Source organism: Aliidongia sp., from assembly GCF_035943795.1.
Classification (GTDB): Bacteria; Pseudomonadota; Alphaproteobacteria; order ATCC43930; family CGMCC-115725; genus Aliidongia.
Genome location: NZ_DASZBY010000048.1, coordinates 36964 through 59792, shown reverse-complemented (window position 1 = coordinate 59792; position 22829 = coordinate 36964). Strand labels below are relative to the sequence as shown.

The window sequence follows — 22829 nt, the reverse complement described above, 5'->3', positions numbered from 1 at the left end:
GGCGCGCCAGCTCTGCGACACCGTCCGAGATGTCGGTCTGCATCTTGCGGCCCCATTCGCCGAAGCCGGCATCGCGGAACACGGTTCCGAAGCCTCCCGAGCCCCGGAAATTCGGCTGGAATACGGCGTAGCCTCTTCCGGCGAACGCCTGGGCCGTCCAATCGAAACCCAGATGATCGCGTGCTTCCGGGCCGCCGTGCGGCAGTACGACCAGCGGCAGATTCTTGCCGGCACTGCCCGGCGGCAAGGTCAGCACGCCTTCCAGCGCCAACACGTCGGCCGCTTTGTAGTGGACCATGCTGACGGCGCCGATCGCGTCGCCCTGGACCCCGGGATAGGCGGAGCCAAGTTTTTCGACATTCTGATGGGACAGGTCGACCATGAAGTAGGTGCCGGAATCCGTGGGACTCGTCGCCAGCACGGTCATGCGCTTGCCGCTCGTATCGAATGACAGCAGTTCGACGTTGGCCGGCGCGAAAGCCTGCTTCACCGCCTCGAACGACGCCTTGCGCGCGGGGTCGAACAGCAATGTCTGCGGGATGTCCCCTTCCAATTTCGCGCCGATGGCCAGTCCGCTGCTGTCCTGGAGCAGTGAAACGATCGATGCGCTGGTGAGGTTAACCGGCGCCTGGCCGGGCGTCATCGAGTGCTCCCACAGACCCACGTTCGGCGCCAGTTCACTTTGAATCAGATACGTGTCGGCTGTCCGGCCCAGGCCGGCCAAATCGATGCCGCCGAGCGGCGTCTCCTGCTTGTCGATCAGATCGCGCTCGGACCGGCCCTCGTAGAGCCGCCACTGGACCATCCCTTTGTCGCGTCGAATGCTCGCATGCACCAGCGGCGTGCCGTCGCTGTTCATCAGCCAGGTGCGAGATCCTTCGCCCGCTCTCCGATAATCGCCCGTTTCCAGGTCGACCTGATAGAGGCTGATGACGCCGATGTTGCCGTAGCTCTTGCTGAATGTGTTGTCGAGAATGGTTGCGCCACTGAAATAGCCATACCAGCGGCCGTCGACCTGGCGGTATCCCGCGGTGTCGAACACGACCGGATAGACGTCTCTGGAATGAAAGAAGACCACGAAAGCTGTTTTTGATTTCAGGTTCACGACGGCTGCCGAGTACAGCTCGGAGGCGTTCCATTCGCCTGGAATGTAGAGTCCGCCGGGCCTGGTGACGCTCGACAGGACTATCAGATAATCGTCACCAGCCCATTGCAGGTTGCGAACCTTGATGTCGCCAACCTTCAGCGCATGGACCGTCTTGCCTTCGACCGTGCGGACGACCACCAGCCGCTCTTCGCCCGTGCCCCGGACAAGGGCGATCCGTTCGCCCGAGGGCGAGAGGATGACCAGTTCCGTCGCCGGGAGTTGGGCATAGGCTTCGATCGGGGGAGCCGCAAGGGCCGCTCCAGACCAGAGCCATAGCCAGGCAAATACCACCGCAAAGTGCTTCATTCTTCTCTCAACCAAGGATTAGGTTTTTCGTGTGAGATCGAATGAAGCTTATGCCGTCGGTTCGCGGTCTTGTCGAGCGGGCGCTTGCGTGGTTTAGATCTTTCGGCCGGCGACAAGCCCCGCGATGAGGGCGGCCAGCGCGACCGTGATCGTGCTGGGCGCTTCGAAGCTGGAGCCCAGCTTGCGGCCGGCTTCCATGGCGACGGTGCCGAGGTCCGACGTGATCGCCGAGGCGGCCGAACTGGCCCGCGCGACCGGCCGGCGGACCGGCTTTTCGGATCGGAAGGTGACGGCGATCAGGATCGCCGACACGAGCACCATCGTGCCGCCGATGACGGCCGCGGCGCCGGCCGGGGTCAGATACGGCGTGATCGCCAGGAACACGGCGTAGAGCAGAAACAGCAGGCCGGCGAGCCCGACGAACAGGGCGGCCAGGACGACGGCGCTGATACCGGCTGCCCGCCGGACGCGATGGCCGGCCTCGCGTTCGACGAGGGCCAGCAACACGCGCGCCGCGACGAGCATGCCGCCCATCAGTTGCGGCTCCGGCTCAGCAGGCCGACGATCAGGCCGATGCCGAGTGCGGTCAGCACAGAGGTGGTGGGATTGCGCTCGATCGTGTGGTTGAGCTCCTCGCTCAGCCCCTTGGCGCGGGCACCGGCTTGGCCGAGCACATCGCGGCCTTCGTTATAGAGATCGACGACCACGTCTTCGACCTTGCTGCGGGCCTGGGCGGCCTCGAGCTTGACCAGATCGGCGACCGCGGCGGTCAGGCGCGCGATGTCCTGCTTCAGGACCATGATCTCTTCGGAAACCGCGGCCGTTTCCTTCGTCTTGGCATCGCTCATGAGCTTGTCCTTTCATCTCAGAGGAAGTGTCCCGGGGAAAGGGCACAAGCCTCTAACGCGCAAGAGATGAAACGGTTCGCCAAAACCGACAGATCGGGGCCCGATTATCCGAAACGATAGCTCGAAACCGCCTTGCCGAAGACATGGTCGCTGTAGGTCCGCACACCGATATCGCTTCCGGCGGCCCCGGCGGCTACCATCAGCGGCAGCAGGTGCTCCTCGCGCGGATGGCTGGTCCGGGCACCTGGCGCCTCTGCCCATTGCGCCAACGCCGCATCGCGGGCGGCCGGGTCCGGATCGGTCGCCGTCCGGGTCAGCCAGCCGTCGAACGCCTCGGCCTCGGCAGCGATGCGCGGATCCTCGCCGAAAAAGCCGCGCAGGTTATGGAAGCTCAATCCGCTGCCGACGATCAGCACGCCCGCGTCGCGCAGCGGCTGCAGCGCACGGCCGATCGCAAGATGGCGGGCCGGATCGAGCGAGGCGTCGAGCGACAATTGCACCACCGGAATGTCGGCTTCGGGATAGATCAGCAGGAACGGGACGAAGACGCCGTGGTCGAAGCCGCGCGCCGCGTCGCCGCCGCTCGGGAGCCCGGCTTCGTCGAGCCGCCGGCCGATCTCGGCGGCCAGTTGCGGTTCGCCCGGCGCCGGGTAGCGCAGCTGATAGGTGTGGGCCGGAAAGCCGTAGTAGTCGTAGAGCAGCGGTGGTGCCGCCCCGGTCGTGACCGTCGGCCGGGCCTCTTCCCAATGAGCGGAGATCACCAGGATCGCGCGCGGCCGTCGGCCGATGTCGGCGGCGATGGCACGCAGATGATCGCCCATGGATTTCCACGGATCGGATCCATGGCGCGGCGGCTCCATGAAGAAGCACGGGCCGCCGCCATGGGGAATGAACAGGGTCGGCAGGCGCTTGTCGGTCATGGCTCAGTTCCCGGTTTCCGTTGCGACGAGGTCGACGTCGATGCCGGTTGGCTTCAATAGGCGGTCTTCACCTGATCCGGCGAGATGCGGACGCTCAATGTCGAATAGCCCTTCACGAAGGTCGAAAAGATCCGCTGCGGCTCGTCCAGGACCTCGATCCGGCCGAAGCGCTTCAGGATTTCCTCCCAGACGATGCGCAACTGCAGGTCTGCCAGTCGTTCGCCCAGACAGCGATGCAGCCCGAAGCCGAAGGACAGGTGCCGGCGCGGCCGCTCGCGGTCGATGACCAGGCGCTCGGCATCGGCGATCACGTCCTCGTCGTGGTTGCCCGACACATACCACATGACCACCTTGTCGCCGGCCCGGATGGTCTGGCCTTCGAACGAATGGTCGCGCGTCGCCGTCCGGCGCATGTGCGCGAGCGGCGTCTGCCAGCGGATGATCTCCGGAACCATGTTCGGCACCAGAGCGGGATTGCCCAGCAGCTTGGAATATTCGTCGGGAAACCGGTTCAAGGCATAGAGCCCGCCGGTGATCGAATTGCGCGTCGTGTCGTTGCCGCCCACGATCAGCAGCAGCAGGTTGCCCAGAAAATCCATCGGACTCTGATGCCGTGTCGCGTCCGAATGCGCCATCATCGAGATGAGATCGTCGCGCGGCGGCGCGTTCACCCGCTCGTTCCACAGCCCGGTGAAATATTGCAGGCATTCGATCAGCTCGGCCTTGCGCTGCTCCTCGGTATCGACGATGCCGCCGCCGGGGAGTGCCGTCGCCACGTCCGACCAGCGGGTCAGCCTGTGCCGGTCCGCCCAGGGAAAATCGAACAGGGTTGCCAGCAGCTGGGTCGTAAGCTCGATCGAGACGCGCTCGACCCAATTGAAACTCTCACCGATCGGGAGGCCGTCGAGCACCGTCTGCGCCCGTTCGCGCACCAGCTGCTCGAGCCGCGCCAGGCTCGACGGTCCGACGATCGGCTGGACCGCGGCGCGCTGCTGATCGTGGCGCGGCGGATCCATCGCGATGAACATGGGCAGCACGAAGTCGGCCAATTGATCGCGCAGCGTGATGCCGCCGTATTTCACGTCCGACGAAAACACCTCGGTGTTCGCCTCGACCTGCATGATGTGCTTGTACTTGGTGATCGACCAGAACGGACCGAACTCGCTGGCGGCGCAATAGTGCACCGGCGCCTCGCGGCGCAGGCGGGCGAAATAGGGCCAGAACGCGTCCTGCTGAAACAGCAGCGGCTGGCCGACGTTGATCTGGTCGATCGGCAGCGCCGCGGCGGCGGCGAGCAACGCGTCGCGCGAGGGGTGGTCGGGCGGGTTCATCAGATGGTCCCTCGCGCGCAGGCCGGGTGTGCCAGTGCTTCCTATACGATCTCGAACAGGCCCGCGGCCCCCATGCCGCCGCCGATGCACATGGTGACGACGGCCAGCTTAGCGCCCCGACGCTTGCCTTCGATCAGGATATGGCCGGTCATGCGTGCGCCGCTCATGCCATAGGGATGGCCGATCGAGATGGCGCCCCCATCGACGTTCAGGCGCTCCTGGGGAATGCCCAGCCGGTCGCGGCAATAGAGCACCTGGCAGGCGAAGGCTTCGTTCAGCTCCCAGATGTCGATGTCGGAGACCGTCAGGCCGTGGCGCTTCAGCAGCATCGGCACGGCGAACACTGGGCCGATGCCCATCTCGTCCGGCTCGCAACCGGCGACGGCCAGGCCGCGGAAGATGCCGAGCGGCTGCAGGCCGCGGCGGGCGGCTTCGCGGTCGGACATGACCACGCTCGCGGCGGCGCCGTCGGACAACTGGCTGGCGTTGCCGGCCGTGATGCAACGGCCGGGACCGCGCACCGGCTGCAGCGCACTCAGGCCTTCGAGCGTGGTGTCGGCGCGATTGCCCTCGTCCTTGGACAGGGTGACGGTCTCCTGCCGCGTCTCGCCGGTGGCCTTGTCGGTGACACCCTTCACGACCGTGATCGGAACGATCTCGGCATCGAAACGCCCGTCACGCTGGCCGGCGGCGGTCCGGCGCTGGCTTTCCAGCGCGTATTCGTCCTGGGCGGCCCGTGAGATGCCGTAGCGTTCGGCCACGATCTCGGCGGTGTCGAGCATCGGCATGTAGATGTCGGGCTTGTGCTCGGTCAGCCAGGCGTCGGGCTGCTGCGGCAAGCCGCCGCCGCCCTGGACCAGGCTGACGGATTCGAGGCCGCCGGCGATGGCGACCGGCACCTGGTCGACGATCACGCGTTGCGCCGCGATCGCGATCGCTTGCAGGCCGGAACTGCAATAGCGGTTGATGGTCATGGCCGCGACCGAGACCGGCAGGCCGGCGCGGATCGTCGCCTGGCGCGCGATGTTGCCGCCGGTCGCCCCTTGCGGCAGGGCGCAGCCGAGAATGACGTCCTCGACCTCGCCGCCCTCCAGTCGCGCCCTGGTCGCAGCCTCGCGAATGACATGGCCGCCCATCTCGGCGCCGTGGGTGAGGTTGAGGGCGCCCCGGAACGCCTTGCCGATCGGCGTGCGCGCCGTGGCGACGATGACTGCGTCGACCATGTGTCTGCTCCTTGGATAGGTGATCAATCGGGTGCTACGGGCGTCAAGCCCGGCCATGACGGTCCTGTGGGGGCTTAACGAGCCTGTGCCCGCGCCTCGTCGACCAGCGGCTTCTTCCACAGTTTGCCGACGGCGGTCTTGGGCAGGCTGTCGCGCAGTTCGAGCGCGGTCGGCAGTTCGTGCTTGCCGACCTTGTCGGCGAGGAAGCCGCGCAGCTCTTCCAGGCCCAGGTCCGCAGCACCGGCGCGCAGCTTGATGAAGGCCTTGGCGCTCTCGCCGCGATAGGCGTCGGGAATGCCGATCACGATCACTTCCTCGACCGACGGATGCTCGTAGATCGCCTCTTCGATCAAACGAGGATAGACGTTGTAACCGCCCGACAGGATCATGTCCTTCTTGCGGTCGACGATGAACAGGAAGCCATCCTCGTCCAGATAACCGATGTCGCCGGTGCGGAAGAAGCCGTCGACGAAGGCGTTGGCCGTCTCTTCTTCCTGCTTGTAATAGCCCTTGGTGACGTTCTTGCCCTGGATGCAGATCTCGCCCTTCTCATTGGGCGGCAGGCGCCTGGCCGGCTCGTCCAGATCGCGGATCTCCATCATCACGCCGGGCAGCGGCAATCCGGCGGAGCCGAGCTTGCGGTTCTGCGGCGGCGTCACCGTGCCGGCGGGCGAGGTCTCGCTCATTCCCCAACCTTCGAGCAGCAGGCGGCTCGTCACGCCCTCGAACTCGTCGCGCAATTCCATCGGCAGGGGCGCCCCGCCGGTATTGCAGAAACGGAAGCAGGTGAAATCGATTTCCTTGGCGCGCGGGTGGGAAGCGAGCGCCCGGAACATGGTCGGCACGCCCGAGAACATGCTGGGCCGGTCGCGCGCGATCGTGTCGAGGATGTCGTCCGTGTCCCAGCGCGCCTTCAGGATCAGGGTGTAGCCGTTGCGCAGGCCGCGCAGCAGCAGGGTGTTGAGCGCGTAGATGTGGAACAGCGGCAGGACGACCAGCACCCGTTCCCCGCCCGGCTGCAGCCCGATCCCGGGCGCCCCGCCCCAGGCGTCGTAGCTCGAAACCGAGGCGGTCAGGTTGGCGTGGCTCAACATCGCGGCCTTGGGCAGGCCGGTCGTTCCGCCGGTGAATTGCAGCACGGCCAGATCGTCTACGCTCGGCCGGGGCCAGTGGCCCGGTGCCGGTCGGGTCGGGTCGAGCAGCACGCGAAACGGGATGCGCTCGGCCGGGTCGGTCGGGATCGCCGGCGGCGGCACCGGTGCCATGTCATCCGGCGTCGCCACGATGATGCGCAGGTCCGGCCCGGCCGGCGGCAGTTTCTGGTCGAGCCCGGCGAAGCTCACGACCATGCTGACGTCGGCGAGGGCGATCTTATGGGCGAGTTCGCGCTCCGCATCGAGCGGCGACAGGTTCGCGACCACGCCGCCGGCCCGCTGCACGCCATAGAATGCGATCGGATAATGCGGCGTATTCGGCAGATGCAGCGCCACATGGACGCCGGGTCCGACGCCCAGCGCGGCAAAGCCGCGGGCCGCGCGCTCGACCAGGGCATCGAACGTGCGGAAGTCGAGCTTGATCGGGCCAAACTCCAGGAAGGTCTTCGTTCCCCAGCGCGCGACGGCCTCGGCGAGCTCGTCGCTCAAGGTCGCGGTCTTGATCTCGGCGTGCCAGTCGAAGCCGGGCGGGTAGGACTTTTCCCAAAGTTCGGCCATGTCCGTCTCCCTCAAGACTTCGGGCTCAGAAATCCTCGCCCCTCGGCGGCCAGCCGCTCGATCAGCGGTGCCGGCTTCAGCCGGTCGTCGCCCAGCCGGTCCGCCATTTTCCGCAGTGTATCGCCAATCGTTGCGAGGCCGACATGATCGGCCCAATACATCGGTCCGCCCCGATAGACCGGCCAGCCGTAGCCGTAGAACCAGACGATGTCGATATCGGAGGCGCGCAGCGCGATGCCTTCTTCCAGGATATGCGCCGCCTCGTTGATCATGGGGTACAGCAGGCGTGCCAGGATCTCGTCCTGGGGAATCGTGCGCCGGTTGACGCCCTTTTCGGCTGCGGCCTCGGCGATGATCGCATCGACCGCCGGATCGGGGATCGGTGCGCGGTTGCCGGGCTCGTAGCGGAAGAAGCCGGCGCCGGTCTTCTGGCCCAGGCGCCCGGCCGCGTGCAGCCGGTCGCTGACCGCGTCTTTCAGGCCCAGACCCTGGCGGATGCGCCAGCCGACGTCGATGCCGGCCAGGTCGGCCATGGCGCAGGGGCCCATGGGGAAGCCGAAATCCAGCAATGCCTGGTCGAGTTCGGCCGGCGAGGCGCCTTCGAGCAGCAGGGATTCGACCTGGCCGGAGCGGCGATGCAGCATGCGGTTGCCGACGAAGCCGTAGCAGACGCCGACCACGACCGGCACTTTCTTCAACTTGCGCGCCATCGCCATGGTGCTGGCCAGCACACCTGGATCGGTCGCCTTGCCCCGCACGATCTCCAGCAAGCGCATCACGTTGGCGGGGCTGAAGTAGTGGGTGCCCAGCACGCGCTCCGGCCGGCTGGTCGCCGCCGCGATCTCGTCGACGTCGAGGGTGGAGGTGTTGGACGCCAGGATCGCGTCGGGTCGGACGATCCGGTCGAGCTTGCCGAACAGCTCCTTCTTCAGCGCCATGTCCTCGAACACCGCCTCGGTCACGATATCGGCGGTGGCGGCAGCATCGAGCGTCAGGCTGCCGGTGATGCGGCCGACGCGCGCCTCGGCCTCGGCCGGCGTGATGCCGCCGCGCCGGGCGGTCGCTTCGTAATTGGCGCGGATGGTCTTCAAGCCGCGATCGAGCGCCTCGGCCCCCGTCTCGATCAGGGTGACCGGGATGCCGGCGTTGGCGAAATTCATCGCAATGCCGCCGCCCATGGTGCCGGCGCCGATCACGGCCGCCTGGCGGATCGGCCGGGTCGGCGTATCGGATGCCAGTCCCGGCACCTTGCCGGCCTCGCGCTCGGCAAAGAAGGCGAAGCGCTGGGCCGCGGATTCCGGCGAATTCATCAGTTCGATGAACCGCTCCCGCTCGTAGGCCAGCCCTTGGGCGAACGGCTTGTCCAGCGCCGCCTTGACGCAATCGACGATCGCGGCCGGCGCCTTGAAGCCGCGGCTCTTGCGCGCGATCGAACGGGCGAACTCGTCGATCGAGCCGGGATTGGCGCGGGCTTCGGCCAGCTTGCCGTCGTCGTGCGCGACCAGCGGCAGGGGCCGGGCAGCGGCGATCTCGCGCGCGAACGCCAGCGCGGCGCCCTCGAGGTCCGGCACGATGCGTTGGACCAGGCCGCCGGCCAGCGCGCGGTCGCTGCCGATGAACTCGCCTGACGTCATGATTTCCAGCGCCGGGACGGCGCCCAGCACGCGCGGCAGGCGCTGGGTGCCGCCGGCGCCGGGCAGCAGGCCCAGCTTGACTTCGGGCAGGCCGAACTGCGCGGTCGCGATGGCGATGCGATAATGGCAACCGAGCGCCAGCTCCAGGCCGCCGCCCAGCGCCGTGCCATGGATCGCGGCCACGACCGGCTTCGACATCTGCCCGATCTGGGCGATCACCTCATGCAGGCCGGGCGATTGCATCGGCTTGCCGAACTCGGTGATGTCGGCACCCGCGACGAAGGTCCGGCCGGCACAGGCCAGCACCACGGCGGCGACGGCGCCGTTCGCTTCATGCGCCGCCATCTCGGCGGCGAGGCCGGCGCGAACCGCGTGGCCCAGGGCGTTGACCGGCGGATTGTCGATGGTGACGACGGCGATGTCGCCGTCCAGGCGGCTGGTGACGGGTGAGGTCATGGGGCTTCCCGATGATGGTCAAAGGCGATCAAGGATGGTGCGCCAAAACGCAACCGAGCGGACCGCGCCCGTGGGCGATGCCGCCGGGCCGATGCGTGGACTGCCGACGCGTCAGAGGGGCGGTGTCGCAGCGCCGTCGCGAATCCGGGTCAAGGCCTTGCGCATCCGTTTCCTCCTCAGGGTTCGGCGCCACCTCTAAGGGCAGTTCTGTTGCCGTCGTTGCGGGAAACGGTCGCCTTCGCCGGCGGAGGTGTCAAGCTGTCGGCGCCAAACGAGCGTTTGGCACAGCAATATCAAGATGCAATCGCCATTTGATGAAAAGCAGCTCGTCACGGCGATACGATCTTCGCCAGGATTTCCGGCAGCTTCGAGACGGCGACATTGGCGGCGAAGCCGAGTGCGAAGGCCTCGACATAGTCGAAGCTGCGCGCGCCGAAGATGGCCGTCCTGCTGTGGTAGCGCCAATGGTAGACGACGAGCGCGATCAGCAGCGCGATGGCGAAGCGCAGATTGAGGAAATCGTCGGCCAGCCGCGCCGCATCCGAGACCGGCGAGGGGGCGATCAGCAGCGTCGTGCCGCCTTCGCCGAGCGGCGCTTCCCTGGGCTCCATGCCGCCCGGCTTGAAGTTCTCGGCTGCGACGACCGACGGATGCAAGGTCAGCGGCGCGCCATATTCATGGATGATCGGCAGGCCTTGCCGCACCTGCTCTGCTGTTGCCACCAGCGGCGGCGAGCCGTCGCCGAAGTCGACGCCGATAGACACGTCCATTTCCCAGGCCGGGTCCATATGCCCGACCGTGAAGGTCAGCGGCCGGCCGGCGATCCGTTCTTCGGGCGGGGTCACCGGGGTCAGGTCGATCCGTCGGGACTGGATGTTCTCGGCCGCCGTCGCTGCCGCGACCGCCGGCATGCCCGATGCGTGGGCGAGCCGGTCGCGGGTCCGGGCCGGTACGTCCAGATCGACGATGGTGACGGCCAGGATCTCGCCGGACAGGTCGATTACGCGTTGGTTCAGGGCCAGCAGCGGCGTCATGCAGTCTTCGGTGATGATTTCGGCGTCCGGCGCCTGCCGCTGCATGTCGTGCCGGATCTTGGCGAGACCGATTTCCCAGTCTTCCAGCCGGGGCTCGGGCGGCAGCACGCCCAACCGCGCTTCGATCGCGCCGGTGTCGTTCTGCAGATCGACGAACAGGTCGACGCATTGGTCATGGTCGAACCGGTTCTTGGCGTCGTTGATCAGTCGGGTTTCCCAGATTATCCAGTCGTTGGTGAGCGTCCGATAGAGCGGGCTGGTCGCAGGCAGGTCGCCCTTGGCCACGAGAGTGGCGATCGCGTCGACCGAGGCGGAAAGCTTCTTGCGCAGCCCCTCGTCCGTGACGTCGGCAATATGGACCCGCCACAGGTCGAGCACGCGCGACAATCCGGCCTGCTTCGCGGCCGTCGAATGGTCGGTTGCCGCCTGCAACGTCTCGACCAGCTGCTCGATGTCGTCGGTCCCGCTCTTCGCACTCACGGCGGCCAATGCCGCAGTGAAACGGGTCTCCAGATTTTCTTTCGTGGCGCGGACGAGGGCCGTTTTCGCCGCGTCGATCTGCTGGCTCGCAGCACCCCATTCGGCCAGCCCGGCAGTGCTGCCCATGCCGTTTGCGGCGCCGTCCAGCATAGCGAGGATCTGGGTGCGTGCCGCCACCGGAAAATCGTCCCGGGCGACGCGTGCGCGCACGACCCGATCCGTCGTCAGCATCGCGTCGGTGCGGACCAGCGCGCCACGGTAGCCGGTCAAGGCGGCATTGAGCGCGCGGGCCGACCGACGCAGGCGCCGCCGCGCGTTCAGCGCCAGGTCGCGCGCCGTATCGCCCTCGCCGGCGGCATAGGCGAGGCGCACCTGGTTCAGTTCGCTGGCCATCTCGTCGGACGTTCGAGCGACCGGCTGCTCCAGGAAATACGCACGATAGCGCGCCAGGAACGCGCCAAGCCGGCCGGCGAGGCCCGCTGGCGAGGGTGTCGGAGGTGAGGGGTTCACGGCGGCCACCTGTTGCAGCACGTCGCGGAAATCGCTCCAGTCCTGGGTCAGGTCGGCGATTTCCGCCGCACCGTGCGGCCGTCCCGCCAGATCGTGGCGCAGCCGGTCGGCGATCGCGTCCGCTGCCTTCAGCCGCTCGCCGGCATCCTCGCTCCGCCGGTCCACGACCGACAGGGCAGGGCGTTCGCCGAGGGTGACGACCGCGATGTCGAAGTCGCGGTTCATCGCCTCGATATCGCCGGCGCGGCTCTGGGGTGCCGGATTGGCTTCGAGCCAGGCATGGATCTGCTGGCGGGCGGCGAGCGCGACGCTCTGCTGGTTCCTCACCGCTCCCTCGGTCGCCAGCAGATTGATCAGCCCCACGCAGGCGAGGCCGGCAAGCATGCAGAGCACGCCCCATGCGGGTGCTGCCGAGATTTCGAGCGTCACCGGAATGACCAGGGCGTCGCCTTCAGCGGTCAGCACGCGCAAGCTCGTCGAATAGGCACCGGGCCGGGCGGGCCCCTCGCCGCCCATGTCCAGCAGCAGGGGCATGCCGGGCCGGAACGGCCCGTCGAGCGGCACTGCTTCCGCGACGGTCAGCGACGCGTCGACGATGGTTCCGCTGCCGTCATGGCGCAGCGGATCGAGCCGGATTGAGCCGATCGTGAGCGGCATAGGTCCCGCATTGACCAGGCTGAATCGGACCGGCAAGAGCGCCACGCGCCGTCCGTGCGGCGGGAAGGGGCCGCGCCCGGATACCTGCTGCAGCACGAGGCGCTCGGGGCCGGCGACGCGGGACGCCGCGGGTTCGCTCATCGAGCTTTTCCGCTAGCGCCGGCGGCGTGCAAGATGGGACGCGCGCGTGTCATGGCGCGTCCGACCCAGGAGCTTTCCCGTGATCACCTGCCATCTCAAATACGTCATCGACCCCTATAAGCTCGCCGAGTTCGAGGAATATGCCCGCCTGTGGATTCCACTGGTGACGAAGTTGGGCGGACAGCATCACGGTTACTTCCTTCCGAGCGAAGGCGCCAACAACATCGCAGTCGCGCTGTTCAGCTTTCCGAGCCTCGCGGCCTACGAGGATTATCGCCTGCGTATGGCGTCCGATCCGGGATGCCAGGCTGCGTTCGATCTGGAAAAGCGCAACCGCAGCATCATCAGCTACGAACGCAGCTTCATGCGGCCGGTCCTCGCCTAAAGTTCGCTGCGGAACCGGTGCGGCGAGGTGCCGGCGATCTTGCGGAACGCGGTCGAGAAATGGCTCTGACTGGAGAACCCGACCGCGACCGACAGGCTGGCCAGCGACAGCGACCGGTCGGCCAGCAGTTCCTTGGCCCGCTCGATGCGCCGATACAGCTGGTACTGGTGCGGCGTCATCCCGGTCGATTGCTTGAAGCTGCGGCAGAAATGGAAGACCGACAGGCCAGCCGTGGCCGCCATGTCGCCCAGCGACACGTCCTCGGCCAGATGGGCCTCGATGAATTCCTTGACCCGCTTCAGCGCGAAGGGGGTAAGGCCGCCCTTGCGGGCCCCGCTCGGCCGCCGCAGCGTCGAGTGGGCGCGCACCAGATGAACCGCGAGCAGCAGGGCGAACCGCTCGGCATAGACGGCGGAGGCGAGGGCTGGCACCTGCAATTCCTGCAGCAGGCCGCGGGCCATCTGTTCGGCCGGGAAGTCGCGCACCGCTAGGCTGGGCGCGATCTCCAGGCGCTCGGCATCGATGTCCAGCGCCTCGGCCACGACCTGCTCGACCCGGCTCTGCGGCAGATAGACCTCGATCCGGCCGTACAGACCTTCCCATTGCCATTCGGACGCTTCGCCGGCGGGCGTCACGCTGACGCTGCCGGCGGCGGCACGGCGGCGCTGGGTATCGCCACCCAGGCGGCGCGACAGCAGCAGGGCGCCCGATTGCTGGACGCTGATGACGTGGTGGTCGACCGGCGGATATTCGATCAGGCCGTCGCGGCCGGTGCGCTGGACCACGAACAGGTCGGCCCAGTTGCGGCCGTGGCTGGAAATGGCCGCCGGACAGATCGTCAGGGTTTCTTCCGGCGTGATCGTCCGATCCCAGGTCCGGTCGGCAGACGAGCGATCGATCGGTGCGCGGTCGTTCGCGCGCTTGTCTAGGGGCATGAATGCCCTCCCTGATTTTTATCTACTTGCGCACAGCAAGCCACAGAAAGAGGGTAGGGCGCAATTCCTTGTAGAAAAGGCGCGCCGATCGTCGGCGCGCCTTTTCAGAGGTGTCGAGGCCGTGGGCCGCCGGCCGATCAGCCGTTGCCGGAGCCGACCTTGTGCCCGAGCTTCGCCGTCGCCCCGTCGCATGCCTCGCCCGGCAACTGCGACAGATTGATCTTGCTCTGGGCGGCCGTCCGCTGTTCGGCGAACTTCGCCTGGATCTCCGTCATGACCGGCGCGGTCTTGTCGGTGATCTCCTTGATCGCTTCTTCCTGGCTCTTGGCGGTCTGCCAGCCGATCGCGGCGAGCTGCTTCTGGTAGGTCGGCACGGTGGTCTGGCCGAACTGGGCGATCGCGTCGTCGTCCGCCTTGCCGCGGGCGCCGTACTGGGTCGCGAACGCCTGCAGGACGCAGGTATTGTCGGTGAGTTCGCTGGCGAGCCACAGCTTGCGCTCGAGCGACAGCTTGACGGTCAGCTTGACCAGGGCGGCGCAGACCGTGCCGTCCGGCAGCTTGGCGATCCCGGTGTCGCGCCGGGCAGAGATGGCGACGCCGGCGTCGTAGTAGCCGGGGGCGCGACGGTCGCTATCGGCGCCGAGCTTGATGGCGAGGTCCTTGGCGCTGGCGCTGGTATCCTGCGCCAACGGGCTCGGTACCGCCTCGAACACGATTGCGGTGGGCGGCGCCGCCCCGCAGGAGGCGGCCTCGGCCTTGGCGCCCAGGCCCATCAGCAGCATGCCGATCAGGCCGACGACGATTTTCTTGGTCATTGGGATTCCCCGAAACAACTTCACATGGCGGGGAAGAGACAGAAACAGGCGCCCGAGGTAAAGCGCGAAATGTCGGCCATCGGCCCTAGTCCGTGCGCCACTCTTCGATCCATAGGGTCGTCGTGCCGATCCGGCCGGCCGGATCGATGCCCTTCAACCAGGTTGGAATGATGAATACGGACGATTCGAAATAGAGCGGCAGTGCCGGCAATTCGCGAGCGTAGACGTCTTCGAGACGCGCCCAGATCGACGCCCGCTTGTCCGGATCGAGCTCGGCCACCAAATCGCCGATCAGCCGGTCGGTCTCTGCATTGGCGAAGTGCGGGTAGTTGCCGCCAACAAAGCCATTCGCGGCCGTGGGAATGCTTTCGGACAGGAGGGTGAACGTCGGCGCCGTGTCCGGGGCATGGTTCCAGCTGTACAGCGCCAGATCGAACGTGCCGTGCCGCATGCGTTCGCCGAACAGGGTGGCGGTCTGCTCGTTGGCGAGCGAGATCGAAATGCCGATCGCCTGCCATTTTGCCTGCAGCTCCAGTTCGACCAGGTCGCGCACTCGGTTCCCCGTGATCGTCGCGAGCGCGAAGGCGAGGCGGCGTCCCTGGTCGTCGATGCGGATCCCGTCCGGTCCCGGACGGAAGCCTGCATCCTCCAGCAGACGGATCGCCGCCGCCGGATCATAGGAATATTTGCGCACGCCGGGGCTATAGGTCCGGTCCGTCGGGGCGACAAGGCTGTCGGCGACCGGCAGCAGCCCGTCGAACAGCCGGCGGGTGATGGTCTGCCGATCGATCGCCAGCAGCAGAGCCTGGCGGATCCGGCGATCGGCCAGCAGCGGATTGTCCAGGTCGATGTCGACATGCTCGTAGGCGAGGCTGCCTTGGATTGCGAAATTGAAGCTGTAGGCGCGCCTGGCTTTCAACTCCAGGCCCTGGTCGATCGTCAGGCCCAACTCGCCCGCGATGTAGTCGACGCCGCCGGTCAGGAAGGCGGCTTCGAGCGCCGCCGTGTTCTCGATCATGCGGATGGCGATGCGCGGGATATGGGCCGGCGTTCCGGGCCAGGACGGGTTGCGCTCGAACCGGGCGGTGCGGCCCGGCTCATAGGCGACCAGCCTATAGGGGCCCAGCCACAGGCCCGGATTGGTCGGATCGGTCACGTAGGCGGAGCGCTGACGGTAATCCGCGGGGTCCTTGAGCCCGGCCCGGATCGGTCCTTCGATATGTTCCGGCAGGATCCAGAGCGTGCCCCGGTTGTAGCCATAGTCGATCTGGTCGAAGTGCAGGGTGAAGGTCCGGTCGTCGGCGAGCGTGATGGCGGACACGTGGCGAGTGGCCTCGCTATTGGCGGCGGCGACCGAGGGATCGTGGGCAAGGCTCCAGCTGAATGCGACATCGCGGCTGGTGACCGGCTCGCCGTCGGCCCACGACAGGCCGCGCTTCAGCGTGAAGGTGACCTCCATGCCTCGATGACCGTCGGCCAGGACGACGATGCGCGCTCCGCCGTTTTCCAGGGTCGGCAAGGTCTCGCACAGATAGCAGCTGGGCCGGCCGGCCTTGTCCGGGCCGGCGAGGGGGCGCAGCGACGGACCATTGATGAAGCTGCGCGCCGCGGAACTGCCGAGCAGCGGATTGAGCGACGGCGGCGCCTGGCGGACGCCGATTACCAGTTCGTCCCGGGCGGCCAGAGCGCTGCCGATGCCGGACAGAGCCGCGAGCATGCCCATGAGCGCCAGGCCTACGCGCTGGCGCCATCGCCGCAGATCAGCCGATCGCATGATGATCCGTTTGCAAAATGAACTGCTCGATCCGTGATCGCCATCGATGATCGCAAGTCACCTAAACGGCAAATTCCTCCAAACCAGGCCGTTTGTGAAGCCTCAGCGTACGCGAAGCCGATCGCGCAACCGGTCGGTCGCCCGCCTGACCGCCGCGGCCATGGCCGGCTCGAGGTCCGAATGATTGCCTTCGACCACCACGTCGAGTTCCGAGCCGGGCCAGGCGCGATGGACGGCCCAAGAGGTCGTGGGCGGCGTCACGACGTCGTAGCGGCCGACCACGAGCTGCGCCGGCAGATGGGTGATCCGGCCGAGATCGCGCAGGATCTGGCCGTCTTCGATGAAGAACCGGTTCGCGCAATAATGCGTGAAGAAGCGCGACAGCGGCAGGGCCTGGGCAAGATCGAACGCCTGCTCGATCAGCGCATGGTCCGGGCGGAAGGTCGAGGTCCGGGCGGAAAAGCGTTTCAGCGCGCGCACGGCCGGTTCGTGGACCGCCGGATCCGTGTGGTTCGTCCGGACGTGATAGGCGGCCAGCGGGTCCGCCTGCTCTTCGGTCGGCAGGGCGGCCAGCAGGTCTTCGTAGGCCTCGGGAAACAGCACGCCGATCGAGCGCCACCACCAGTCGACCTCGCTCGCCCGGCCCGTGAACATGCCGCGCAGGCGAAAGCCCAGGCAGCGCTCCGGATGGGCCTCGCCATAGAGCAGTGCCAGGCACGAACCCCAGGAACCGCCCGTGACCGCCCAGCGCTCGATGCCCAGATGCACGCGCAGCCGTTCGATGTCGCCGACGAGGGCATGGCTGTCGTTGTCCTGCGCCTCGCCCAATGGCTGGGATCGCCCGCAGCCGCGCTGGTCGATCAGGACGACGCGGAAGAAGTCGGGATCGTAGAACTGGCGGTGGATCGCCTTCGCGCCGCCGCCCGGGCCGCCGTGCAGAAAGATGACCGGGACGCCATCGGGATTGCCGACCTGTTCATAGTAGATCCGGTGCGGGCCGCCAACGGCCAGCAGGCCGTGGTCGTAGGGGTCGATTTCAGGATAGAGCAGGTCGCCGAGGGACATGGGGTTTCCGAACGCCGGTGGATCCGATCGGCGGATCGTGCCCGCTCTGCGGCCGCCGGGCAATCGCCCCGACGCCTATCGGGTCGACTTGCCCCAAGCGCGCGAAGGCCGGGTCGACGAGGCGCCGGTCTCTGCGACGACGGTGCCGCAACTCTCGCGGGAAGTGGCAGAGGCGCAAGGCAGGCGTCGTCGATGATCCCGTTGCGCTACTGCGGCCTCACTGATGAAACGGGAGCAGCAATCTGGCAGTCCGTTTTCTGCTGTTCCGTCAGCGTTTCAGGGTTCGCCGCCGGGGTGGGTGCCCCTTCCGCGCCGCGCAGCACAGATGCCTCTCGACTTTCCGACTCGGGCGGGTAATATTTTGTTAACCTCGTTTCGGGTGAAGCCCTAGATGGTTGAGCCGATGCTGACCCATAATCGTTTTGCGGAACGACTGCGCGCGGATGACGCGGTCCTGGCGATCGTGGATGGCCAGACGGGCTTGCTGTCGATGGCCACTGCCACGGATGCGCTGCGCAACAATCTCATCGGTCTGGCGCGGCTCGGTCATGCGTTCGGTCTGCCGACGGTGCTTGGGGTCTGCGCGGATGCGGCACGGGGATCCCTGTTGACGGAATTGATCGATCTGTTTGGCCAGAAGGCCGTGTCGCGGCGCCGCAAAGGCGGCTTCTGGGACGATCCGGCGTCGCGCGATGCCGTTCTGTCTCGCGGGCGCCATCATCTGATCGTCGCTTCGCTCGCGCCGGGCTTCGGCGTGGCGCCGACCGCGCTCGCGGCCCGGGCCGATGGCCTCGACGTCCATGTGGTGCTGGATGCGTCGGCGGGTTCCGGCGACAGCGCCGAACGGATCGGGCTGGCCCGGATGACGGCCGCAGGCATCCATCTCACCAGCTGGGTCGCCGTGCTTGCCGAACTGGGGGCTACCGGCATGGACAACTGGGGCGGGAACGGCACGGCAGCGGTACGTGACAATCTGGACCGCTACGCCGCTCTTCGCTGACAGCGCCAGCTTGTCGCACTATAACGCCGCAATCGCGTGACAGGGCCGCAAGGCGACGAAAGCCGGGCTAGGTGCGTCGCACCATAGTGGGGATAGCGGCGTGCGTCCCCTTCCATGCCGAACCAGACTCTCGCAGATCAGTCGGCCGCATCTCGCGCAGGCGGGCGTATCGGCGATGGCAACTGGGTGTCGAACCGGCAGCGCGAAACCCCCATACTCGCGCTGCCGGAGCGGCTTCTCCTATCCGCCCCGCAATTCCCAGGCCTGCGCTTCGGTCAGGAAGCGCGTGCGATGGCCTTGCAGCAGCAGGTGCAGGCGGGCGGTTTCTTCCAGCTCCTCGATCGCCGCGGCCGCGGCACCAAGGCTGGTGCCCGCAACCACGGGTCCGTGGTTGGCCAGCAGCACCGCGTGATGCTTGCCGGCGAGACTGCGGACCGCATCGGCCAGCTTCGGGTCGCCCGGCCGGAAATAGGGGATGAGCGGCAGGGTCCCGACGCGCATCACGTAATAGGCGGTGATCGGCGGCAGCACGTTCGCCGGATCCACGTCGGCCAGGCAGGATACCGCGACCGAATGGGTCGAATGGAGGTGGACGACCGCTTCGGCTGCGCCCCGTTCCTCGTACATCGCGCGGTGCAGGAAGCTTTCCTTGGTCGGCGCGTCGCCCGCGAGCAACGTGCCGTCCAGCGCCAGTTTCGCCAGCCGGGCCGGGTCCAACTCGCCCAGTGAGACGTTCGTCGGCGTCATCAGATAGCCGTCGGCGATGCGCACGCTGATGTTGCCGGAACTGCCGAAGGTCAGGCCGCGCGCGAAGATCGAGGCACCCAGGCGGCAGATCGCCTCGCGTGCCCGGGCTTCGGCGCTCATGCGAAGGCCCGCAGGAAGAAATCCTCGCCGCCGAAATTGCCGGATTTCAGCGCCAGCGCCAGCGGCGGCGCTCCATCGCGCGATGCCACCGTCCAAGGCACCCCCGGATCGATCTGCCGCCCGATGGCCAGCGCCCGGACACCCAGGGCCTGGACGACCGCGCCGGAGCTTTCGCCGCCGGCCACGACCAGGCGGCGCACGCCCCGGTCGACCAAGCCGCGCGCGATCCGGGCCAGTGCCGCTTCGACCAGGGCGCCCGCGCGCTCGCGGCCCAGGGCGTCCTGGGCGGCACGGACCGCGTCGGGCGGCGCGCTGGCGCTGATCAGGATCGGCGCGGCGCCCAACCGGCCGGCCGCCCAGTCGAACGCTTGCGCGATCTGCTCGTCGCTCTCGGCCAGCGCTTGCGGGTCGAGCTGGAAGCTTGGCCGACGTGCCCGCATATAGGCATTTTGGGCCAGGGTCGCGACCGAACAGGACCCGGACAGCACCGCCGTCGCCCCGCCGAGATCGGCCGACACGGCCGCGGTCTCGCCCCGGTTCGGCAGCAGTCCCTGGCGGCGGAAATTTTCCGGCAAACCCAGCGCCAGTCCGGACCCACCGGTGATCAGCGGCAGGTCCGACGCCGCTTCCCCCAGCCGGTGCAGGTCGGCATCGGTCACCGCATCGACGATGGCGTGCGCGGTTCCGGCCTGCCGCAGCCGATCGAACGTGGCGCGAATGGCCGTCGGGCCATCGGACACTGCCGAAAGCGGCACGAGGCCGACCGGCCGCGTCGTCTGGGCGGCCAGCACGCGAACCAGGCTGGCATCGCGCATCGGCGTCAGCGGATGGTCGCGCATGCCGGATTCGGACAGCAGCCCGTCGCCGACGAACAGGTAGCCCTTGAAGATCGTCCTGCCGTTCTCGGGAAAGGCCGGGCAATAGATCGTGAAATCGGTGTCCAGTGCGGCCATCAGCGCTTCGGCGACCGGACCGATATTGCCCTCCGCCGTCGAATCGAAGGTCGAGCAATATTTGAACAGGACCTGACGAGCCCCGGCATTTTGCAGCCAGTCCAGTGCCGCTAGCGATTGAGCGACCGCGGCCGCCGCCGGGATGGTGCGGCTTTTCAATGCAATGACGACGGCGTCGACGCCGTCGATCGCGGTGGCCGCCGGGCCGGCGGGCACTTCGATCAGCTGCACCGTCCGCATACCCTGGCGCACCAGCGTGTTCGCGAGGTCCGTGGCGCCGGTAAAGTCGTCGGCGATCGCGCCGAGCAGGATCGCCATGATGGGCACCTTTCGATAGGGTTGCCGAAACCCGGGACTGTGCCGATCCTAAGCGGTCACAGGCCCCGCCTTCAAGGACTCCGCCAGATGCCGCGTTTTGCCGCGAACCTCTCGATGATGTTCGTCGAATATGACTTTCTCGACCGTTTCGCCGCGGCTGCCGATGCCGGGTTCAAGGCGGTCGAATATCTGTTCCCTTACGAGTATCCGGCCGAGGAACTGGCGCGCCGGATGGAGCGGGCCGGATTGGAGCAGGCGCTGTTCAATCTGCCCCCGGGCGACTGGGCCAAGGCCGAGCGCGGCCTGGCGGCCCTGCCGGGGCGCGAAGCCGATTTCGCCCGCGCCGTCGATCAGGCGATCGCCTATGCCCAGGTGCTGCGCTGCCCGAAGCTTCATGCGATGGCCGGCATCCTGCCGGTGACGGCCGATCGCGCCGCGGCCCGGCGGACCTACGTTGCCAACCTGCGCCATGCGGCCGACCGTGCGGCGGCGGCCGGCGTCACGATCCTGATCGAGCCGATCAATACCCGGGACATCCCGGGCTATTTCCTCAATCGTCCAAGCGAGGGGCGAGAGATCATCGAGGAGGTCGGCGCCACCAATCTGGCGCTGCAATTCGACGTCTACCACTGCCAGATCATGGTCGGCGACCTCGCGACCCAGATCCGCGCCCATGCGGACGTCACCGGCCACATCCAGATCGCCGGCGTGCCCGAGCGGCACGAGCCGGACGTTGGCGAGATCAACTACCCGTACCTGTTCGACGTGATCGACCAGACCGGTTACGACGGCTGGATCGGCTGCGAATACCGGCCGAAGGGCGAAACCGCCGACGGCCTGGGGTGGCTGAAGCGCTGGCTGTGACCGCTCAGGTTCTCTCCGCAGATTTTGGGAGAGGGCGGTGGTGATCGGTTCATCCCCACCGTCATTCCCGTCTCACGCGGCCATGCTGTTCCTCGGCTGCCGCACGAGCTTGCGGTGGCGGTCCACGAGCTTGCTCGGGGACAGCCAAAGGAACAGCGCCACCGCCAGCGGGATCGCGGCGGCCTCGTCCAGATGGCCGAAGATCGGGATGCGGTTCGGAATGACGTCGAACGGCGTCAGCAGGTAGCTGGCGGCGGCGATCGACGCGATCCGGGCGCGATAAGGAACCTTGGGATCCCAGGACAGCGACCAGAGCGCCCGCGCTTCGAGTGCCAGTCGTGCCGGAAAAGCGGTCCAGTCGGGCCGCGCCGCCGGTGCCCTGACGGGCGCGATCTCGATGGGCCTGTCGGCCGCGGCGACGGGAGCCTGCGCCGGCTCCAGGCCGGCGACCTGCTTCTCGTAGCGCCAGTCGCCGAGATCCCGGCCCAGCGCATCTTCCAGCCGGCTGATGTCGTCCTCGAAGGTCGCGCGCAGGCCGCCGAGCGCCGTCAGCTTCTGTTCGGCTGACGGGCCGGTGATGCGCTTCCTGGCGAAGACGACGTCGTGGAGTGGACCGAATTTCATCGCATAGAACAGGTCGGGCGACAGCTTGCGCACGATCGGGCCGCCGAGATGGGCGAGGCGGCGCAGATGCGCGCTGCGATAATTGACCGACGCATTGACCTCGCGCGTGACGCTGGGCGGCGTCTCGATGTCGAGGCTCAGGCGCCGCTGCAACCGCTCGGCCAGTCCGATCGGGTCGGCCCGCAGATCGGCATAGTCGACCAGGATCACCCGGTCTCGGCCGAACCGCTCGACATAATGTTGCAGCATGTTGGCGGTGAGGCCGATCTCGAGCGCTTCGGCATGGACCTTGGGATCGCTCGCCAGCGCGCCGATCGCATGTTCCTCCTGCCGATACTTCTGGTACCAGGACAGCACGCGCTCGTACGGGCTGCGCAGATTGATCATCAGGATCGGGTTGGCGACCGACCGGGCGATGCGGTCGCAGACCGCGGGATCCATCATATAGAACGGCGAGATGTCCGCGCGCAGCCGGGTCGCAGGCGTCGTCGGACGAAACTGTTCCTCGTACCAGCCCATCCCGTCGTCGAAATGGCTGTTGAAGAAATTCACTTCCTTCATCCGCGTCGTCGCGACCTGGCTATGACCGAACAGCAGCTCGTGCACCCAAGTCGTTCCCGACCGGATCGGGCCGAGGCCGATCAGCAGAGGAACGTCGCGAGCCTTTGCGGGCGACGACGGATGTTCCGGCATTGGCTTCCCCTCGATCGAACCGGACGGCCTCCCCGCGGGCCGAAATCCGGGCTTCGTATAGGAGTAATGCCGACGAGCCGATTTCATCCCCACGCCTGTGCAGGGTTTTTGTAACGGTTTGTTGCGCTCGCCCCGAT

The 22829-nt window shown here is 67.3% G+C and carries 19 protein-coding genes; 3 read left to right on the top strand and 16 right to left on the bottom strand.

Features of this window, described 5'->3' with window-relative positions:
• The 9 genes from VGV37_RS08230 to VGV37_RS08190 all read right to left on the bottom strand — a co-directional run.
• Positions 1-1285, bottom strand: a 1285-nt coding sequence (locus VGV37_RS08230) for an alpha/beta hydrolase family protein (RefSeq protein WP_326879168.1), incomplete at its 3' end; no start/stop codon positions are given.
• 261 nt (positions 1286-1546) lie between these two features.
• The gene (locus tag VGV37_RS08225; RefSeq protein ID WP_326879167.1) at positions 1547-1987 is read right to left on the bottom strand and encodes a phage holin family protein; all 441 of its coding nucleotides are present in this window, start codon (positions 1985-1987) and stop codon (positions 1547-1549) included.
• Positions 1987-2301, bottom strand: coding sequence for a hypothetical protein (locus VGV37_RS08220; RefSeq protein WP_326879166.1), 315 nt, complete (start codon positions 2299-2301; stop codon positions 1987-1989). The genes VGV37_RS08225 and VGV37_RS08220 overlap by 1 nt, the downstream gene beginning before the upstream one ends.
• A gap of 104 nt (positions 2302-2405) precedes the next feature.
• Entirely contained in the window at positions 2406-3221 is an 816-nt protein-coding gene (locus tag VGV37_RS08215; RefSeq protein WP_326879165.1) for a class III extradiol ring-cleavage dioxygenase, read from the bottom strand.
• 53 nt (positions 3222-3274) lie between these two features.
• Positions 3275-4552, bottom strand: coding sequence for a cytochrome P450 (locus tag VGV37_RS08210; RefSeq protein ID WP_326879164.1), 1278 nt, complete (start codon positions 4550-4552; stop codon positions 3275-3277).
• A 41-nt stretch (positions 4553-4593) separates the two neighbouring features.
• Positions 4594-5775 (bottom strand): acetyl-CoA C-acyltransferase, encoded by a 1182-nt coding sequence (locus VGV37_RS08205; RefSeq protein ID WP_326879163.1) that lies wholly within the window; start codon positions 5773-5775, stop codon positions 4594-4596.
• 74 nt (positions 5776-5849) lie between these two features.
• The gene (locus tag VGV37_RS08200) at positions 5850-7487 is read right to left on the bottom strand and encodes an AMP-binding protein (protein ID WP_326879162.1); all 1638 of its coding nucleotides are present in this window, start codon (positions 7485-7487) and stop codon (positions 5850-5852) included.
• Positions 7488-7498: 11 nt separating this feature from the next.
• Positions 7499-9577 carry a 3-hydroxyacyl-CoA dehydrogenase NAD-binding domain-containing protein gene (locus VGV37_RS08195; RefSeq protein ID WP_326879161.1) on the bottom strand — a complete coding sequence of 693 codons (2079 nt, stop codon included), beginning with the start codon at positions 9575-9577 and terminating at the stop codon, positions 7499-7501.
• Between the two features lie 329 nt (positions 9578-9906).
• Entirely contained in the window at positions 9907-12399 is a 2493-nt protein-coding gene (locus tag VGV37_RS08190) for a hypothetical protein (protein ID WP_326879160.1), read from the bottom strand.
• Positions 12400-12478: 79 nt separating this feature from the next.
• Here VGV37_RS08190 and VGV37_RS08185 point away from each other — a divergent pair, with 79 nt between their 5' ends.
• Complete coding sequence (locus VGV37_RS08185) at positions 12479-12784, top strand: NIPSNAP family protein (protein WP_326879159.1); 306 nt, start codon at positions 12479-12481, stop codon at positions 12782-12784.
• Here the strand turns inward: VGV37_RS08185 and VGV37_RS08180 are convergent.
• From VGV37_RS08180 to pip, 4 genes are all read right to left on the bottom strand, one after another.
• Positions 12781-13719: an AraC family transcriptional regulator gene (locus VGV37_RS08180; protein WP_326879158.1), complete on the bottom strand. Its 939-nt coding sequence runs from the start codon at positions 13717-13719 to the stop codon at positions 12781-12783. The genes VGV37_RS08185 and VGV37_RS08180 overlap by 4 nt on opposite strands.
• Positions 13720-13856: 137 nt before the next feature.
• Positions 13857-14534 carry a hypothetical protein gene (locus tag VGV37_RS08175; protein WP_326879157.1) on the bottom strand — a complete coding sequence of 226 codons (678 nt, stop codon included), beginning with the start codon at positions 14532-14534 and terminating at the stop codon, positions 13857-13859.
• A gap of 85 nt (positions 14535-14619) precedes the next feature.
• A complete protein-coding gene (locus VGV37_RS08170; protein ID WP_326879156.1) occupies positions 14620-16308 on the bottom strand; it encodes a peptide ABC transporter substrate-binding protein in 1689 nt (562 codons plus the stop codon).
• A 102-nt stretch (positions 16309-16410) separates the two neighbouring features.
• Positions 16411-17373: a prolyl aminopeptidase gene (pip, locus tag VGV37_RS08165; RefSeq protein ID WP_326879155.1), complete on the bottom strand. Its 963-nt coding sequence runs from the start codon at positions 17371-17373 to the stop codon at positions 16411-16413.
• A 391-nt stretch (positions 17374-17764) separates the two neighbouring features.
• Here pip and VGV37_RS08160 point away from each other — a divergent pair, with 391 nt between their 5' ends.
• Positions 17765-18373, top strand: coding sequence for an isochorismatase family protein (locus VGV37_RS08160; RefSeq protein WP_326879154.1), 609 nt, complete (start codon positions 17765-17767; stop codon positions 18371-18373).
• Between the two features lie 240 nt (positions 18374-18613).
• On the opposite strand, the gene otnC is transcribed toward VGV37_RS08160, so the two are convergent.
• Both otnC and otnK read right to left on the bottom strand, forming a co-directional pair.
• A complete protein-coding gene (otnC, locus tag VGV37_RS08155) occupies positions 18614-19240 on the bottom strand; it encodes a 3-oxo-tetronate 4-phosphate decarboxylase (protein WP_326879153.1) in 627 nt (208 codons plus the stop codon).
• Positions 19237-20511 carry a 3-oxo-tetronate kinase gene (otnK, locus tag VGV37_RS08150; RefSeq protein ID WP_326879152.1) on the bottom strand — a complete coding sequence of 425 codons (1275 nt, stop codon included), beginning with the start codon at positions 20509-20511 and terminating at the stop codon, positions 19237-19239. Before otnK ends, otnC begins: the two co-directional genes overlap by 4 nt.
• Before the next feature lie 87 nt (positions 20512-20598).
• Between otnK and otnI the strand changes: the two genes are divergently transcribed.
• On the top strand, positions 20599-21375 hold the full coding sequence (gene otnI, locus VGV37_RS08145) for a 2-oxo-tetronate isomerase (RefSeq protein ID WP_326879151.1): 777 nt from the start codon (positions 20599-20601) through the stop codon (positions 21373-21375).
• A 72-nt stretch (positions 21376-21447) separates the two neighbouring features.
• Here otnI and VGV37_RS08140 read toward each other — a convergent pair whose 3' ends face one another.
• Positions 21448-22692 (bottom strand): sulfotransferase domain-containing protein, encoded by a 1245-nt coding sequence (locus tag VGV37_RS08140; RefSeq protein ID WP_326879150.1) that lies wholly within the window; start codon positions 22690-22692, stop codon positions 21448-21450.
• Between the last annotated feature and the right edge of the window lie 137 nt (positions 22693-22829).

Bases quoted from the DNA above. Each gene is read 5' to 3' on its own strand.
- VGV37_RS08180 (WP_326879158.1), bottom strand. From the start codon at position 13,719: ATGCCCCTAGACAAGCGCGCGAACGACCGCGCACCGATCGATCGCTCG.
- VGV37_RS08205 (WP_326879163.1), bottom strand. From the start codon at position 5,775: ATGGTCGACGCAGTCATCGTCGCCACGGCGCGCACGCCGATCGGCAAG.
- VGV37_RS08190 (WP_326879160.1), bottom strand. From the start codon at position 12,399: ATGAGCGAACCCGCGGCGTCCCGCGTCGCCGGCCCCGAGCGCCTCGTG.
- VGV37_RS08170 (WP_326879156.1), bottom strand. From the start codon at position 16,308: ATGCGATCGGCTGATCTGCGGCGATGGCGCCAGCGCGTAGGCCTGGCG.
- VGV37_RS08215 (WP_326879165.1), bottom strand. From the start codon at position 3,221: ATGACCGACAAGCGCCTGCCGACCCTGTTCATTCCCCATGGCGGCGGC.
- VGV37_RS08210 (WP_326879164.1), bottom strand. From the start codon at position 4,552: ATGAACCCGCCCGACCACCCCTCGCGCGACGCGTTGCTCGCCGCCGCC.
- VGV37_RS08140 (WP_326879150.1), bottom strand. From the start codon at position 22,692: ATGCCGGAACATCCGTCGTCGCCCGCAAAGGCTCGCGACGTTCCTCTG.
- otnC (WP_326879153.1), bottom strand. From the start codon at position 19,240: ATGAGCGCCGAAGCCCGGGCACGCGAGGCGATCTGCCGCCTGGGTGCC.
- VGV37_RS08200 (WP_326879162.1), bottom strand. From the start codon at position 7,487: ATGGCCGAACTTTGGGAAAAGTCCTACCCGCCCGGCTTCGACTGGCAC.
- pip (WP_326879155.1), bottom strand. From the start codon at position 17,373: ATGTCCCTCGGCGACCTGCTCTATCCTGAAATCGACCCCTACGACCAC.
- VGV37_RS08225 (WP_326879167.1), bottom strand. From the start codon at position 1,987: ATGGGCGGCATGCTCGTCGCGGCGCGCGTGTTGCTGGCCCTCGTCGAA.
- VGV37_RS08220 (WP_326879166.1), bottom strand. From the start codon at position 2,301: ATGAGCGATGCCAAGACGAAGGAAACGGCCGCGGTTTCCGAAGAGATC.
- otnK (WP_326879152.1), bottom strand. From the start codon at position 20,511: ATGGCGATCCTGCTCGGCGCGATCGCCGACGACTTTACCGGCGCCACG.
- VGV37_RS08195 (WP_326879161.1), bottom strand. From the start codon at position 9,577: ATGACCTCACCCGTCACCAGCCGCCTGGACGGCGACATCGCCGTCGTC.
- otnI (WP_326879151.1), top strand. From the start codon at position 20,599: ATGCCGCGTTTTGCCGCGAACCTCTCGATGATGTTCGTCGAATATGAC.
- VGV37_RS08160 (WP_326879154.1), top strand. From the start codon at position 17,765: ATGGTTGAGCCGATGCTGACCCATAATCGTTTTGCGGAACGACTGCGC.
- VGV37_RS08175 (WP_326879157.1), bottom strand. From the start codon at position 14,534: ATGACCAAGAAAATCGTCGTCGGCCTGATCGGCATGCTGCTGATGGGC.